Consider the following 15,417-nt stretch of genomic DNA (forward strand, 5'->3'; position numbering starts at 1 on the left):
GTATGACAGCGTCTGCCGTCCCGGATTGTTCCTGGGTACAAAACAGGGGCGTTACGCTGCGGGAATGAACCTCTCAGGGGTGGTCTCGGCGCTTCATGCGAGGCTGCCGGAACTGGGCGAGCGGATGGCGCAGCGCATCCGCTCGGACGTCGATGCCTACAACGACGAGTCACTGATCCCCTTCGACTCGCTGCGCCGCTCGTGCACCGCCAACGCGGACCTGCTCCTTAACCAGCTCGGCCGCGCGGGCGCGCAAGACCCGAGCCCGGCCCGGGAGACCGGCCGCCTCCGCGCCGAGCAGGGCGTACCGCTGGCGGACACCCTGCACGCGTACCGGATCGGCTTCGAGCTCCTGTGGACGGAGGTCCTGGCCGAGGCACGCACCCATCCCGAGGTCACCGACGCCCAACTGGTGTCCCAGTCCGCGGAGATCTGGGCCCTGTTCGGCCGCTACGCGGAGGCGGTGGCGGCGGCCTACCGGGAGACGACCGCCGAGCTGACCTCGCGGCGTCAGGCACGCCGCTCGGCACTGGTGGAGGCGCTGTTCACCGGCGCCATCGCCGACCGCACGCTGTGGGAGGCCGCCCGCGAGCTGGGTCTGCCCGACCGCGGGCCCTACGTGGTCGCCGTGGCGGCGGCCGACGCTCCCGGCGAGGAGCCGCTGGCGGGGACGGAAGCGGCACTGCGTCAGGCCCAGGTCCACTTCGCCTGGCGGCTGCTGCCCGACCAGCAGATCGGTCTGGCCGCCCTGCCCACGGCGACGGCGGAGAGCACCTGCCTGCGCATCCTGCGCCGCGCGGGCGCCCGCGTAGGTGTCAGCCCGTGCTTTCACTCGCTGCGGGACACCCCCCAGGCTCTGCGCTTCGCCCGCCTGGCCCTGGCCGGCCTCCAGGGCACCGGCCCGGGCGTCGCACGGTTCGACGACAACCCGCTGGCCATGGTCGTCGCCGCTGCACCGGCCGAGGCGGCGCACCTCGTGGAGGTGGTCCTCCAGCCCCTACTCGATCTCCCGGCCGCCGAGCGTTCCCGCCTCCTGGAGACCCTGGAGCACTGGTACGCCGCCGCCGGCTCCGCCACGGACGCGGCGCGGAGTCTCTTCGTCCACCCCAACACCGTCCGCTACCGGCTGCGCCGCGTCGAGGAGCTGGCGGGCCGCTCCCTGTCCGATCCGCGAGCGGTGGCGGACATCGGCGCGGCGCTCCTGGCGGTCCGCCGGGCAGGCGCGTCATTCAGTGACGTCATTCAGTGACGTCACTCAGAAACTCGACTGCGTACTGCTCTTGGCGTCCTCACCCCGGTCGGCCCATGGGTTCGGCGGGCCGCGTGGCCCGAGGATGACCGAGGTGGTCGCAGGTGTTCCGGGCGGGCGGCACCGTACCGAGCGACGCCGCACCGGCTGGGATCAGCGACACAGGAGCCCACCTTTGCCACCTGGCACCTGGCACCTGGCACCTGGCACCTGGCACCTGGCACCTGGCAACGGACAACGGACAACGGGCACCATCGACCGAATCGAGGACGGCTGCCAGCCGGAGTGCTTGTACGACGCGACGTTCACCGGCCTCGCCGACGCGGCTGCGAAGATCACTGGCCGACATCTCGCCGGAGGACGAGCACGTCGCTCCCGGCAGAGCATCCGTGCCCTCCTTCCCGGGCTTCTGTCCTAGCCAGAGCGTCCTACCCCCTCAGCTGCTGTGCTCACGTAGCGTCACAATCCGACTTCGGTTCTTGCGCGGATTACGTAATCTCCCCGGACAACCATTCCCGCACCGTTGCGTACATCTGCAGGATCTGCAGGTCAGAGCTCTGGCGTTGCGCACTTACAACGAAATGGCCTGTTAGCACCGCGCCCTAGGGCCAGGGCGTGGCGATAGGCCAAGGGGCGGACGAAAGTGGGGACCTCCCCGAGCGGCGGCCCCTGTGCCGGAGGGCGCAGAGGGACAGCGCCCGGTTCCGCGCCGCAGGGGCGCTGCCGGCCGGGTACCGACGCTGCCTCATGGTGCCTGACCTGGAGAGCGGTGCTTGCCCACGCGTGCGGTGTCTGCCCGACCTGGAGGGCCGCGCCTGCCGACGCGTGCAGCGTCCGCCTGACCTGGAAGGCGGTGCCTGCCGACGCTGCCTCGTGGCGCCTTACCCATGGGGCGGTGCCTGCCGACGCGTGCAACGTCTGCCGAACTCGACGGGCGGCGTGTCCCCCGGCCCGCCCCCGCCGCGTGTGCGGGAGATCCCGGGCGGGACACCGCGGGCCCACCCGGTCGGAGGAGTCGGCCGGGCCCCGTCCCAGGGCCCCGAGCGGGCCCGAGCGGGGGTGCCCGGCCCGATGCCTCGCTCCGTGCCGTTGCGCGGTGCCGAACAGGGGTGGAAGGCTGGATAGCGGCACCGGCTCGGGGAGCGCTGGGGAACCCGTCGGTTCCCGTCGTGTGACACCCGTGCCGAGCGTGCCGGCGGCGCGCTGCCCCTCGCGGGGGCACGAGGCCGTCCTCACCACCTGGAGGTACCCGTGGACAGCGCCGACGGATGGGGGGACGACGTCTACCAGCCCGATGCCTCGGAGATCCGGGAGGACTCGGGCGTACTCGACGTCGAGGACACGCTGGACTTCGACGGCGTCGACGACCCCCTCGACCGGGGCTGGTCCCCTCCCGAGCGGCCGTGGGCGGTGGAGCACGCCGGAGTGACGGCGAGTGAACGCCTGACCGGGGAGACGCTGGACCAGCGGCTCGCCGAAGAGCTGCCCGATGCCCCGGCGCCCGACGGCGACGGCATCGGCGACTGCGAGGGCACTGACGGGGAACTTCTGGACAACGAGGTCGGACATCTCCGCTCCGGCCGCCTGGTCGCGCCCGACGAAGGTGCGCACGAGAACGAGGAGAGCGCCCTCGTCGCCACCGACGTCGGCATCGACGGCGCCGCCGCGTCCGCCGAGGAGGCCGCCATGCACATCGTCGACGAGGACTCCCTGTCCGGCTGATCCGCACGCCCCCTGCCCGACCGCCCCGCGCGAGGAGCCGCCATGCAGCAGGACAAGCAGCCCGACTACCACCCCGTGGTCTTCCGTGACCGCGCCGCCGGATACGCCTTCCTCACCCGGTCCACCGCGAGCAGCGAGCAGACCATCGAGTGGGACGACGGCCAGACCTACCCGGTGATCGACGTGGAGATCTCCTCCGAGAGCCACCCCTTCTACACGGGCAAGGCCCGCACGGTCGACACCGAGGGCCGCGTCGCACGGTTCGAGCGCCGGTACGGCGGAGCGGAGCAGGACGAGGCCACCTGAGCCGGAGCGCTGCGTCAGATCACATTGAGGGCCGCCGCGCAGCCCACACCCCCGAGCAGCATGAACACGGGCATCAGCACCTTCAGCTCGACCCAGCTGCCCGCCCGGAACCGCATCGCCTTCGGCGGACCCAGCGGGTACCAGCGCTTGCGGCCCACCGGGATGGGCCACAGGATCGGGCATCCGGAGACGGTCAGCGCGTCCCCGATGTCGTGCACCAGTGCTCCCAGCACGACCGGCAGCCCCAGCCACAGGTACTCCTGGCCCGGCGCGGTGAACAGCCAGTCCGAGCCGTTTCCCGGCTTGTCCAGGATGCCCGCGAGGATCCACGCGCTGGTCCCTGCCAGCAGCCAGACCAGGACGTCGGCGCTGGAGCCGCGCGTCGCCCGCCACAACAGGCCCTCGATGGCCAGCACCATGTGCGCGAACAGGATCGCCAGCACCGCCCAGCGGCCCCCGGTGATCGCCGCCGCCGAGCAGCCGCCACCGATCAGGACCGCCCACAACCAGGTGTGCGTCAGCGTGCGGTGCCCCCCGGAACGGCGCGGGTCCCCGGGCTTCCTCGTCGACTTGTAGACGGCGTACGACAGCTTGTCGACGATCTCGCAGAGCCAGTGCGACAACGGCCCGAAGGCGCGCGAGATGGTCGCCGCCTTGTGGTCGAGGTCGGGGGCCAGCGCCGCGCCGGCGCAGATCAGGGCTCCGACCAGGACGACCGGCCAGGGCATGGGATGCCCGGCAGCGGCGGCGGCCGCTCCGACACCGAGCCAGGCGGCGGCTCCCGACAGTGAGTGTGCTGGTCCCATCATGGCCGTTCCCCGCCCTATTCCTTGTGTGCCGCTGTCCAGTTGACCGGGTGCGTTGACGCTCCGTCGGCGCCACAGCGTAGCTGCAGTGATCATCGCATCCGCAGCCGATTCCCTCATCGGCCGGTGGGCCAGGCAAAATGGGGGCGTGACCCTCATCGATCAGCTGCCGCCGACCGCCGACCCCGACGCCCTGTACGAAGCCTTCGAGTCGTGGGCCCAGGAGCGCGGCCTCACCCTCTACCCCCACCAGGAGGAGGCGCTGATCGAGGTGGTCTCCGGGGCGAACGTGATCGTCTCGACGCCCACCGGCTCCGGCAAGAGCATGATCGCCGCGGGTGCGCACTTCGCCGCGCTGGCCCGGGACGAGGTCACGTTCTACACGGCCCCGATCAAGGCGCTGGTGTCGGAGAAGTTCTTCGAGCTGTGCAAGCTCTTCGGCACCGAGAACGTCGGCATGCTCACCGGCGACGCCTCCGTGAACGCCGACGCCCCCGTGATCTGCTGCACCGCAGAGGTACTGGCCTCGATCGCATTGCGCGACGGCAAGAACGCAGACGTCGGCCAGGTCGTCATGGACGAGTTCCACTTCTACGCGGAGGGCGACCGCGGCTGGGCCTGGCAGATCCCGCTGCTGGAACTCCCGCAGGCGCAGTTCATCCTGATGTCGGCCACTTTGGGTGATGTGTCCTTCTTCGACAAGGACCTCACCCGCCGCACCGGCCGTCCCACCGCCGTGGTCCGCTCGGCGACCCGTCCGGTGCCCCTCTCCTACGAGTACCAGCTCACCCCGCTCACCGAGACGCTCACCGACCTGCTGACGAGCAGGCAGGCTCCGGTGTACATCGTGCACTTCACGCAGGCTCAGGCTGTGGAGCGGGCGCAGGCGCTGATGAGCATCAACATGTGCACGCGCGAGGAGAAGGACCAGATCGCCGAGCTGATCGGCAATTTCCGCTTCACCACCAAGTTCGGCCGCAACCTCTCCCGCTACGTCCGCCACGGCATCGGCGTGCACCACGCCGGCATGCTGCCCAAGTACCGGCGTCTGGTGGAGAAGCTCGCCCAGGCCGGTCTGCTGAAGGTCATCTGCGGCACCGACACGCTCGGCGTGGGCGTCAACGTGCCCATCCGGACGGTGCTGTTCACCGCGCTGACCAAGTACGACGGCAGCCGGGTGCGCACGCTGCGCGCCCGTGAGTTCCACCAGATCGCGGGCCGGGCCGGCCGGGCCGGCTTCGACACGGCGGGCCTGGTCGTCGCGCAGGCGCCCGAGCACGTCATCGAGAACGAGAAGGCTCTGGCGAAGGCGGGCGACGATCCGAAGAAGCGCCGCAAGGTGGTGCGCAAGAAGGCGCCCGAGGGCTTCGTCGGCTGGACGGAGAACACCTTCGAGAAGCTGATCGCCTCCGAACCCGAGCCGCTGACCTCGCGGTTCCGGGTGACACACACGATGCTGCTGTCGGTGATCGCCCGCCCCGGCAACGCCTTCGAGGCGATGCGGCACCTCCTGGAGGACAACCACGAGCCGCGCAGGCAGCAGCTCAGGCACATCCGGCGGGCGATCGCGATCTACCGCTCGCTGCTGGACGGCGGGATCGTGGAGAAGCTCGACCAGCCGGACGCCGAGGGCCGCATCGTCCGGCTGACGGTCGACCTCCAGCAGGACTTCGCGCTCAACCAGCCCCTGTCCACGTTCGCGCTCGCCGCGTTCGAACTGCTCGACCCCGAGTCGCCGTCCTACGCGCTCGACATGGTGTCCGTGGTCGAGTCCACGCTGGACGACCCGCGGCAGATCCTCGTCGCCCAGCAGAACAAGGCACGCGGCGAAGCCGTGGCCGCGATGAAGGCGGACGGCGTCGAGTACGAGGAGCGCATGGAGCGCCTCCAGGACGTCACGTACCCGAAGCCGCTGGAAGAGCTGCTCTTCCACGCGTACAACACCTACCGCAAGAGCCACCCGTGGGTGGGCGACCACCCGCTGTCGCCCAAGTCCGTCATCCGGGACATGTACGAACGGGCGCTGTCCTTCACGGAGCTGGTGTCCTTCTACGAGCTGGCCCGCACCGAGGGCATCGTGCTGCGCTACCTCGCCAGCGCCTACAAGACCCTTGACCACACCATCCCGGACGACCTGAAGTCCGAGGACCTGCAGGATCTGATCGAGTGGCTCGGCGAGATGGTGCGCCAGGTGGACTCCAGCCTGCTGGACGAGTGGGAACAGCTGGCCAACCCGGAGGAGATGACCGCCGAGGAGGCCCAGGAGAAGGCCGACGAGGTCAAGCCCGTCACCGCCAACGCCCGCGCCTTCCGGGTGCTGGTCCGCAACGCCCTGTTCCGCCGTGTGGAGCTGGCCGCCCTGGACCAGGTCGACGAACTCGGGGAGATGGACGCCGAGGCCGGCTGGGACGCCGAGGCCTGGGGCGAGGCGATGGACAAGTACTGGGACGAGTACGACGACCTCGGCACCGGCCCCGACGCCCGCGGTCCCAAGCTGCTGGTGATCAAGGAGGAGCCGGAGAACGGCCTGTGGCGGGTCCGCCAGATCTTCGACGATCCCAACAGCGACCACGACTGGGGCATCAGCGCGGAGATCGACCTGACGGCCTCCGACGCCGAGGGCCGTGCCGTCGTGCGCGTCACTGATGTCGGCCAGCTGTGACCACAGGAGAATCCCACCCATGACGAACCCGGCCGAGAGACTGGTCGACCTTCTCGACCTGGAGCAGATCGAGGTCAACATCTTCCGCGGCCGAAGCCCGCAGGAGTCCCTGCAGCGGGTTTTCGGCGGCCAGGTGGCGGGCCAGGCCCTGGTCGCCGCCGGGCGCACCACGGACGGCGAACGCCCCGTGCACTCGCTGCACGCGTACTTCCTGCGCCCGGGCCGGCCGGGTGTGCCCATCGTGTACCAGGTCGAGAGGGTCCGCGACGGACGGTCGTTCACCACGCGCCGGGTCACGGCCGTGCAGCAGGGGCGCACGATCTTCAATCTGACCGCCTCCTTTCACAAGCCCGAGGAAGGACCGTTCGAGCACCAGCTGCCGCCGGCCCGTGAGGTGCCGGACCCGGAGTCCCTGCCGACGGTGACCGAGGAGATCCGCAAGCACCTGGGCGCCCTGCCGGAGCAGCTGGAGCGGATGGCGCGCCGTCAGCCCTTCGACATCCGTTACGTCGACCGGCTGCGCTGGCACGCCGAGGAGATACAGGGCGCCGAACCGCGCAGCGCCGTGTGGATGCGCGCGGTCGGCCCGCTCGGGGACGACCCGCTGGTGCACACGTGCGCGCTGACGTACGCCAGTGACATGACCCTCCTCGACGCGGTCCGTATTCCGGTCGAACCCCTGTGGGGTCCGCGGAACTTCGACTTGGCCTCACTGGACCACGCCATGTGGTTCCACCGCCCGTTCCGTGCGGACGAGTGGTTCCTGTACGACCAGGAGTCCCCGGTCGCCGTCGGCGGGCGCGGGCTGGCCCGCGGGCGCATCTACGACCTGCAGGGGCGGCTGCTCGTCTCAGTCGTCCAGGAGGGTCTGTTCAGGGCTCTGTAGCGCGCGCTCAGAACTCTGCGGGCCGGGGCTTTCTGCGGCGCAGCCAGTCACGGAGCCCGTGCATCGACCGCGTCGCCCCCTGCTCGCTCCCGTGCTCCCGGGGTGGACGTGCCGAGACCGGCCGCGGCGCGGATCCGGCGTGCCGTACGACCTCAGGCGACGCACAGGGGGCATGGTGCGCTGCCGGCCGCCGGACGGGGGCCGCGTGCCGCGGGGCCGGCCGCGGGGCGGGCGCGTGGTCGCGTGCCTCCCGTACCGCGCGGGTCAGTTCACTGCGCAGCCAGTCCGCCTCGTCGGCGTCGAGTGCCGTCATGAGGTGCTCGGCCAGGTGCGCGGAAGGCGATCCCGGTGCGCCCGTGTCGGGCGGACCCGGCCGGAAGCGGTTCAGCCGAGCACGCTCGTAGGGATCCTTGACGATGTCCGCGACCTCCACGGGCGCGAGGAAGGCGGCCACGGCCCCGGCCCGCGCCCACGGGTCCTCGGCCTGACGCAGCAGGAATCCGAGGTGCCGTCCCCGCCAGTTGCGGGCCCGCAGGTCCACCCCGGCCGCCAACTGCGCCCTCAGGGTTTCGGGCGTGCGCCCCTTGAGCAGGTGTGCGTTCTCGGCGTCGGCCGCGAACTGCCGTAGTTCCTCTGCCAGATAGAACCAGACCACGGCCCGGTAGCGGTTCAGGTAGAAGCGCACCGGCACCAACAGACCCAGTCGCGCCAGCCGGGTGAACCTGCCCGCCGGGATGCCCATGAGCGCGGCGCCCTCCGCCGTACCCACGACGTGCACGCGCTCGCGGAGGGTTTCGGGAAAGCCGTCCTGGGCGCGCAGTCGGTCGATCTCGGCCCGCTCGATCCGGCGGCCCCCGCCTCCACCCTCGTCGGGCACGGTGCGGATACGGCCGAGGTGGACGGCGAGGGTGAACTCGCTTCGTTTGAGCCCCAGTTCACGGGCTGCGCGGCTCGGTGCGCAGGTGACGGGGCGGGATGGGACGCAGGTGTTTCCCGACATGGTCGTACTCCCCCGTGGAGTCGGCGGCTCACGCCGTGTGCGTTGACCGTGCACACACCGTAGCCTTTTCGGCACATGTCGTGGCGAGCCTGTGGACAACTCCGCGGAGCGCAGCGAATGCGCAGGTCAGAGATCTGTTGTGGGAGCGCGTTCGGGCTGCCGGGCGTCCACGCCGAGGTGCTCGCCGACCCGGTTGACGAGCAGGGTCATCTCGTAGGCGATCTGGCCGATGTCGGCCTCCGCGCCACTGAGCACGCACAGGCAGCTGCCGGTACCGGCGGCGGTGACGAACAGGACGGCTTCGTCGTACTCGATCATGGTCTGGCGCACCCTGCCCGCGCCGAAGTGGCGTCCCGAGCCCTTCGCCAGGCTGTGCAGCCCGGACGCGACGGCGGCAAGATGCTCGGCGTCCTCGCGGCGAAGGCCTGTGCTCGCTCCGGTGACCAGGCCGTCGTTGGACAGGACCAGCGCGTGCCGTACGTGGTCCACCCGCTCGGTCAGATCGTCCAGGAGCCACCCGAGTCCCTGGTTGTGCACCATGTTCCGTCTCCCCGTGTGACGTCTCCTCCTGGCTGGAGGAACTGCCCGCCAGCCTTCCCCACGACCGGCGTCCGGGCAAGCAGGATGGGCGTATGGCACAGAAGATGACCGATGAGGAATGGCGGGCGTTCGTCTCTTACGGCACCCGAACCGGCAAGTTGTCCACCGTCAACGCCGATGGGAGCCCCCATGTGGCCCCGATCTGGTTCCTGCTGGACGGGGACGAAGTGGTCTTCAACACCGGCACGACGACGGTGAAAGGGCGCAATCTCGCCCGTGACGGACGGATCGCCCTGTGTGTGGACGACGAGCGGCCGCCGTTCCACTTCGTCGTGCTGCACGGGCGTGCCCGGCTGTCGGAGGAACTGGACGAGGTGCGCCATTGGGCCGCCCGTATCGCGGCCCGGTACATGGGCGAGGAACGCGCCGAGGAGTACGGCGCCCGCAACGGCGTCCCGGGCGAACTGCTGGTCCGGGTCACCGTGGACAAGGTGATGGCGGTGAAGGACCTGGCCGCCTGAGGCTCAGCCGACCGAGTCGAGGAGCCGGGCGGTGTGCATCCGCCCGGCGTACTCGACGAGGCGGATCAGCACCTCCTTGCCGGAGTCCCGGTCGCGTGCGTCGCACAGGACCACGGGCGTTCCCCGGTCCAGGTCGAGCGCCCGGGCGACGTCGTGGGCGCCGTGGGCGCGCGCCCCGGCGAAGCAGTTGACGGCGACCACGAACGGGATGCGCCGGTGCTCGAAGTAGTCGACCGCCGGGAAGCAGTCCTCCAGCCGGCGGGTGTCGGCGAGAACCACGGCACCGAGTGCTCCCTGGGAGAGTTCGTCCCACAGGAACCAGAAGCGGTCCTGCCCCGGCGTGCCGAACAGGTACAGGGAGAGACCGGTGCGGATGGTGATGCGCCCGAAGTCCATGGCGACGGTCGTGGTGACCTTCCGGTCCACGCCGTCGGTGTCGTCGACCAGTTGACCTGCCTCGCTGAGCAGTTCCTCGGTGCGCAGCGGCCGGATCTCGCTGACGGCCCCGACCAGGGTCGTCTTACCGACACCGAAACCGCCGGCGACCAGTATCTTCAGCGCCAGGGCCGACATGTCGTCGGCGTCGTCGGAGTGCTCAGAGACCATGATCACTTCTCTCGGGAGGGCCGGCTGCGTTCGGGGGGTGGCGCTCGGGGCGGAAGTCAGCATCATGACAACTTCAGCACCACTCTGGGGCATTGGACCGGAATCCACCTGAGGTGACCGACTTGGACCCGATTGGTTCCGGAAGATGCGCGGACCGGGATGCCGGGAGGTTCCCGAAGGTTCCCGAGCGTTCATCTACAGCGCCCGCAGCCCTGCGATGACCTCGCGCAGAATCCGTTCGTCGGGCAGCTGGGCCGGAGGCACCGGGCGGCTGATGGTGACACAGCCCATTTCCACGAGGTCGCCGAGAAGCACCCTGACCACGCCCACCGGCAGGTCCGCGCCCGCTGCGAGTTCGGCGAGGGACTGTGTCTCCGAGCGGCACAGGCCGACCAGCGACCGGTGTTCGGGGCCGAGCGCGGTGCCGTCGGCCAGCGCCGGTGCGGCCGGGTCGAGGGTGACGAGGGCGATCAGGTCGAAGCGCACTCCGGTGGGGCCGGGCTGGGTGCGTCCGCCGGTCATGGCGTAGGGGCGGACCAGCGGCCCGGCCTCGCCGTCGTACCACTGACTGCCCATTTCGCGCGGGCCGCCGGTCGGGGTCTCGGTCATGGGTGCCGCCCCTCGGGGTCATCCGGCGGCGGGCGGCCGGGCGGTGACCCGCGGCGCTGTGCGGAGATGCTCGCCCACACGCTTGACCAGGCGTGCCATCTCGTAGGCGACCAGCCCGATGTCGGCGGTGACGGCGGTGAGCACGGCGAGGCAGGAGCCCTCTCCGGCGGCGGCCACGAAGAGGAAGGCCTCGTCCATCTCCACCATGGTCTGGCGTACGCCGCCCGCGCCGAAGTGCCTTCCCGCGCCCTTGGCGAGGCTGTTGAAGCCGGAGGCCACGGCGGCGAGGTGCTCCGCGTCCTGCCGTGCGAGGCCGGTGGAGGCGCCGACGGCCAGGCCGTCGTTGGACAGCACGACGGCGTGCCGCACCTCGCCCACCCGCATCACCAGGTCGTCCAGCAGCCAGTCGAGTTCGCCGGATCGCTGGGCGGCCATCCTCATACCGTGGTCCTGGATCATGCCGGGTCTCCTTCGGTGCTGTCACTGCCCGTTTCGGGTTCCGGGGCGGCGCCGCGGCCGGGCTGCCTGCCGCCACCGCGGGCCCAGCCGTCGCGGTAGGCCGCCATGCGGTCCCGTACGAGTTCGGGGGTACGACGGTCGTCGGCGCGCGGGGCGGACTGCGGCGCCGGTCCGTCGGGATGCTGACGGCGGAGTTGGGGGGCGAGGCTCGCCTGGCGCACACGGCGTGGGAGGTCCTCGGAGGGTTCGGAGTCGTTCGGTGGGCGGTGCGGCCTCAAGGCGGTGACTCCGGGGGGCGGGGGTTCGTGCGTGGGTGCCGGGGTGGGCTGGGCGCCGGCCGCCAGGGCGGGCCGGGGGCCGGGTCCGGGTCCGGGCCGAGAGGTGACCGCGGACGGGGGCCGGGGCGCGTCGGGCACGCGCGCGTACACGCGCTGTTCTTCCGGGAGCGCCTGCGCCTCCTCGTCGGCGGGGCGTTGCGCGGCCCCGGTGTGGAGCAGGGGCGTGGGCAACAGGACGACCGCAGTGGTGCCTCCGTAGGGGGAGGTGCGCAAGTGCACCTTGACGGCGTGCCGGGAGGCGAGCCTGCTGACCACGAACAGTCCGAGGCGGTCGCTGTCGAACAGGTCGAGTGCCTCGGACTGCTCTATCCGCCGGTTGGCCTCCGCGAGGGTCTCGGCGCCCATGCCGAGTCCGCGGTCCTCGACTTCGAGGGCGTAGCCGTTGCCGACCGGTTCACCGTTGATCCGCACGCGCGTGTGGGGCGGTGAGAACTGGGCGGCGTTCTCGACGAGTTCGGCCAGCAGGTGGGTGAGGTCGGCCACCGCCGCGCCGATGACGGACACCTCTGGGAGCCGGCGCACCTCCACGCGCGCGTAGTCCTCGACCTCGGACAGGGCGGCGCGTACGACGTTCGTGAGGGACACCGGCATGCGCCAGGCCCGGCCGGGTGCCGCCCCGGAGAGGATGATCAGGCTCTCGGCGTGGCGCCGCATCCGGGTGGTGAGGTGGTCGAGGCGAAAGAGGTCGCTCAGCTCGTCGGGGTCGTCGGAGCGCCGCTCCATGCTGTCCAGGAGACTCAGCTGGCGGTGGACCAGCACCTGGCTGCGCCGCGCCAGGTTGACGAAGACACCGGAGATGCCGCTGGCGAGTTCGGCACGCTCCACCGCGGCGTGCAGGGCGGCCCGGTGGACGATGGTCAGGGCTTCGGACACCTGGCCGGTCTCGTCCTCGGCGGGTGGTCCGGCCGGTGCCTCGGCCTGGATGTCGATCTCCTCGCCCGTGCGCAGCCTGCTCATCGCCGCGGGGAGTTTGCGACGGGCGATCTCCAGAGCGTCGTTGCGCAGGCTCACCAGCTCGACCACGAGGGCGCGTCCGATGCGGACGGAGACGACGAGCGAGGCGGCGACGGCGGCGAGACCGAAGAGCACGGCGGCGCCCGCCGGACTGAGCAGGCCGCGCGTGACCGGGTCGGCGCGGCCCGCGACGGCACGGCCGGTGTCCGTCGCGACGGCCTGCATTCCGTCCTGCACGCGCGCGTGGGCGGTGCTCCAGGCGGCCGTCGGTGCCACGTCGGCGGCCTTGGCTCCGCTGCCCGCGGCGAGGACCCTGTCCTCGGTGGCGGTGAGCGAGGTGTACGCGCTGCCGGCGGCGAGGTCGCGCCAGGCGCTGCGCTGAGGGGCGGGCAGGTCGGCGACGGCAGCCTCGGTGAAGGTGCGGCGTGCGGCTGCTGCTGCGCCGAACAGCCGCAGCCGTTCGCTCTGCAGGCCGCCGGCCGGGCGCGCGCTGCCGAGGACGGCGTCCTCCTGGGCCAGTGCCTCGGCGGCGCGGGAGAATTCGAGCAGTACGCGCGCGTCGGTGCCGACGTCGGTCTGCTGGATGCCGGTGAGGGCACCGTCGACCGTGAAGGCCGCACCGATGGTCCTCGTGTACCGGGTGTACACCTCGCTCCAGCCGGCCTTGCGGTCCAGTACGGCGGTCCGCAGCGCCTGCAGGTGCTCGGCGCCGGTGACGAACGCCTGGAGGCGTTCGGCGACTCCGGCGGGCAGTTCCTGGCTGTCGGCGACGGTGGCGCCCTCGCCGAGCCGCAGCCTGGCCACCGCACGGTCGGTCCGGGCGGCAAGCCGACGAAGGGCGTCGCCGTCGCCTGCGCCCGGGGCGGCGGCTTGACGCACGGCAGTGGCCCGCTCGGTCTGCAGGGCGGTGACGGCCGCTGCGACCGGGGCGCGCAGTTCGGTGTCGACCTGCTGGGACTGGCGCAGCCGGGCGACGTCCTGGGCGGTGCTGACAGTGGCGTACGCCCACAGGGCGAGCAGGGAGACGACGGGCACCATCAGCAGGGAGACGACCTTGGCCCGCACCGTGCGGGGCCGCAGACGCCAACGGCTCGCGCGCGGCAGCGCCTTGTCCGACGGGGTTGCGACGGACCGCTGGGCGTCCTCGTCGGCCGGTGGTCCGGCGTGGGCGCGCCGCCCGCGCGGCGGGGGCGGGGGCTGCTGCGGGCTGTCGGCGTTCGGAGTGCTACGGGGTGGGCGCATGGCCTCCTCGCTCGGGACGTGGGTCGGGGCTCCGGGGCGGGCTCCCGCTAGCGGGTGGCGTTCTGGACCGGCACCTGGGCCGAGGCTGAGGCCTCGCGTTCGCCGGCCGTGGGCGAGAGGGCGACGAAGGCCGAGGTGAGGAACAGGTAGGACCCGAGGCCGACGGCGAGGGGGAAGATGAACTGCATCGCCGAGGCCCCGGGCAGATCAGCGCCGGAGGGGGTGGCGCGCACGCTCACGGCGAACATCCCGGTGTAGTGCATGCTGCTGACGGCCGCCCCCATGACGAGGGATGCAACGGTGACCGCGAGAGGCGACTTGATGTTGAGGGCCGCCCACAGCGCCGCGGTCGCCGCCACTACCGCGATCAGGACCGAGAGTGCGACGAGGACGGGGTCGTAGTGCACCTGACCGTGCAGTCGTACCGCCGCCATGCCCAGGTAGTGCATGCTGGCGACGCCGAGCCCGGTGGTGAGGCCGCCGAGGAGGAGCGCCCGGTTGCGGTCCCGGCTGTAGCCGACGGCGAAGACGCCGGCGCAGACGACGACCATGGCGACGACGAGGCTGAGGATGGTCAGCGGTACGTCGTAGCGGATGTCGGTACCGCTGACGCGGAAGCCGAGCATGGCCACGAAGTGCATGGTCCAGATACCCGTCCCGATCGCGGAGGCGGCGGTGACGAGCCAGTTGCGACGCGACCGGCCGGTGGTGCCGAGCGCGCGCACGGTGCAGCGCAGTCCCAGGGCGGCGCCCATGCAGGCCATGACGTACGACAGCACGGGGGTCAGCCAGCCGAATGCGGCGTGGTCCAGGTGTCCCATGGCCCCGGGACGCTAGCCGGAGCAGGGGCGCACGAAGGGGGCGCATTTCGAAAGCTGTTGGAATATGACACGGAGAGGCGATGGAACGATCGCGTCCCGCTCGAACGTGCGCACAGCCATGTCCCCCGTCCCGGTGAGGGATCATGCGGAGCATGAGCGACGACCACACACATGTCCGGGAGTTCTTCACCGCCCGCGCGGCCGACTGGGACAGCAGGTTCCCCGACGACGGCCCCGCATACGCCGCCGCGGTGGCCGACCTGGGGCTGCGTCAGGGCGACCGCGTGCTCGACGCGGGCTGCGGCACGGGCCGCGCCCTTCCGCCCCTGCGTTCCGCCGTGGGGCCCTCCGGGGTGGTCACCGGGGTGGACCTGACCCCGGCCATGCTCCAGGCCGCCGCACGGGCGGGCAGGGACCGGCACGGACGGCTGATGCTCGCGGACGTCGCCGCGCTGCCGCTGCGGTCCGGATCCTTGGACGCCGTGTTCGCCGCGGGACTGATCGCACACCTGCCGCAACCCGACGAGAACCTCCGGGAGCTGGCCCGGGTGGTGCGACCGGGCGGCACGCTCGCGCTGTTCCATCCCATCGGCCGGGGGGGGGGGGGGGGGGGGGGGGGGGCCCCCGCCGGCGCGCGGGGGGCGGGGGGGGGGGGGGGCCGACGGCCGCGCCGACGGGCGGCGGGCGGGGCGGGGA

The 15,417-nt window shown here is 71.7% G+C and carries 15 protein-coding genes; 7 read left to right on the forward strand and 8 right to left on the reverse strand.

The genetic code is table 11. The features are described 5' to 3' along the window. The first annotated feature begins 64 nt into the window (after positions 1-64). The 3 genes from AB0H32_RS31955 (at position 65) to AB0H32_RS31965 (ending at position 3,277) form a co-directional block, all read left to right on the forward strand. Complete coding sequence (locus AB0H32_RS31955; protein WP_361127718.1) at positions 65-1,249, forward strand: helix-turn-helix domain-containing protein; 1,185 nt, start codon at positions 65-67, stop codon at positions 1,247-1,249. A 1,251-nt stretch (positions 1,250-2,500) separates the two neighbouring features. After that, on the forward strand, positions 2,501-2,971 hold the full coding sequence (locus AB0H32_RS31960; RefSeq protein WP_361127721.1) for a DUF5709 domain-containing protein: 471 nt from the start codon (positions 2,501-2,503) through the stop codon (positions 2,969-2,971). 42 nt (positions 2,972-3,013) lie between these two features. Beyond that, positions 3,014-3,277, forward strand: a complete 264-nt coding sequence (locus AB0H32_RS31965) for a type B 50S ribosomal protein L31 (RefSeq protein WP_361127724.1) — start codon at positions 3,014-3,016, stop codon at positions 3,275-3,277. A gap of 14 nt (positions 3,278-3,291) precedes the next feature. On the opposite strand, the gene AB0H32_RS31970 is transcribed toward AB0H32_RS31965, so the two are convergent. Further along, positions 3,292-4,086, reverse strand: a complete 795-nt coding sequence (locus AB0H32_RS31970; RefSeq protein WP_361127727.1) for a metal-dependent hydrolase — start codon at positions 4,084-4,086, stop codon at positions 3,292-3,294. Between the two features lie 145 nt (positions 4,087-4,231). On the opposite strand from AB0H32_RS31970, the gene AB0H32_RS31975 reads away from it, so the two are divergent. Beyond that, complete coding sequence (locus tag AB0H32_RS31975) at positions 4,232-6,745, forward strand: DUF3516 domain-containing protein (protein WP_361127730.1); 2,514 nt, start codon at positions 4,232-4,234, stop codon at positions 6,743-6,745. Between the two features lie 19 nt (positions 6,746-6,764). After that, positions 6,765-7,631: an acyl-CoA thioesterase II gene (locus tag AB0H32_RS31980; protein WP_361127732.1), complete on the forward strand. Its 867-nt coding sequence runs from the start codon at positions 6,765-6,767 to the stop codon at positions 7,629-7,631. Between the two features lie 7 nt (positions 7,632-7,638). Here AB0H32_RS31980 and AB0H32_RS31985 read toward each other — a convergent pair whose 3' ends face one another. Continuing rightward, positions 7,639-8,631, reverse strand: a complete 993-nt coding sequence (locus AB0H32_RS31985) for a DUF6397 family protein (protein WP_361127735.1) — start codon at positions 8,629-8,631, stop codon at positions 7,639-7,641. Between the two features lie 126 nt (positions 8,632-8,757). Then, positions 8,758-9,171, reverse strand: a complete 414-nt coding sequence (locus AB0H32_RS31990; RefSeq protein WP_361127738.1) for a roadblock/LC7 domain-containing protein — start codon at positions 9,169-9,171, stop codon at positions 8,758-8,760. 92 nt (positions 9,172-9,263) lie between these two features. On the opposite strand from AB0H32_RS31990, the gene AB0H32_RS31995 reads away from it, so the two are divergent. Beyond that, entirely contained in the window at positions 9,264-9,692 is a 429-nt protein-coding gene (locus tag AB0H32_RS31995; protein WP_361127740.1) for a PPOX class F420-dependent oxidoreductase, read from the forward strand. 3 nt (positions 9,693-9,695) lie between these two features. Here AB0H32_RS31995 and AB0H32_RS32000 read toward each other — a convergent pair whose 3' ends face one another. From AB0H32_RS32000 to AB0H32_RS32020, 5 genes are all read right to left on the reverse strand, one after another. Next, positions 9,696-10,298, reverse strand: coding sequence for an ATP/GTP-binding protein (locus tag AB0H32_RS32000; protein WP_361127743.1), 603 nt, complete (start codon positions 10,296-10,298; stop codon positions 9,696-9,698). Positions 10,299-10,493: 195 nt separating this feature from the next. Beyond that, a complete protein-coding gene (locus AB0H32_RS32005) occupies positions 10,494-10,907 on the reverse strand; it encodes a DUF742 domain-containing protein (RefSeq protein WP_361127746.1) in 414 nt (137 codons plus the stop codon). A gap of 18 nt (positions 10,908-10,925) precedes the next feature. Then, a complete protein-coding gene (locus tag AB0H32_RS32010; protein WP_361127749.1) occupies positions 10,926-11,366 on the reverse strand; it encodes a roadblock/LC7 domain-containing protein in 441 nt (146 codons plus the stop codon). After that, positions 11,363-13,900 carry a nitrate- and nitrite sensing domain-containing protein gene (locus AB0H32_RS32015; protein WP_361127752.1) on the reverse strand — a complete coding sequence of 846 codons (2,538 nt, stop codon included), beginning with the start codon at positions 13,898-13,900 and terminating at the stop codon, positions 11,363-11,365. Before AB0H32_RS32015 ends, AB0H32_RS32010 begins: the two co-directional genes overlap by 4 nt. A 47-nt stretch (positions 13,901-13,947) precedes the next feature. Further along, the gene (locus AB0H32_RS32020; RefSeq protein ID WP_361127755.1) at positions 13,948-14,721 is read right to left on the reverse strand and encodes an MHYT domain-containing protein; all 774 of its coding nucleotides are present in this window, start codon (positions 14,719-14,721) and stop codon (positions 13,948-13,950) included. A gap of 152 nt (positions 14,722-14,873) precedes the next feature. Between AB0H32_RS32020 and AB0H32_RS32025 the strand changes: the two genes are divergently transcribed. Beyond that, a partial coding sequence (locus AB0H32_RS32025) for a class I SAM-dependent methyltransferase (RefSeq protein ID WP_361127758.1) occupies positions 14,874-15,417 on the forward strand: 544 nt, incomplete at its 3' end.

Origin of the sequence: Streptomyces sp. NPDC020362 (assembly GCF_040642095.1) — a bacterium.
Classification (GTDB): Bacteria; Actinomycetota; Actinomycetes; order Streptomycetales; family Streptomycetaceae; genus Streptomyces.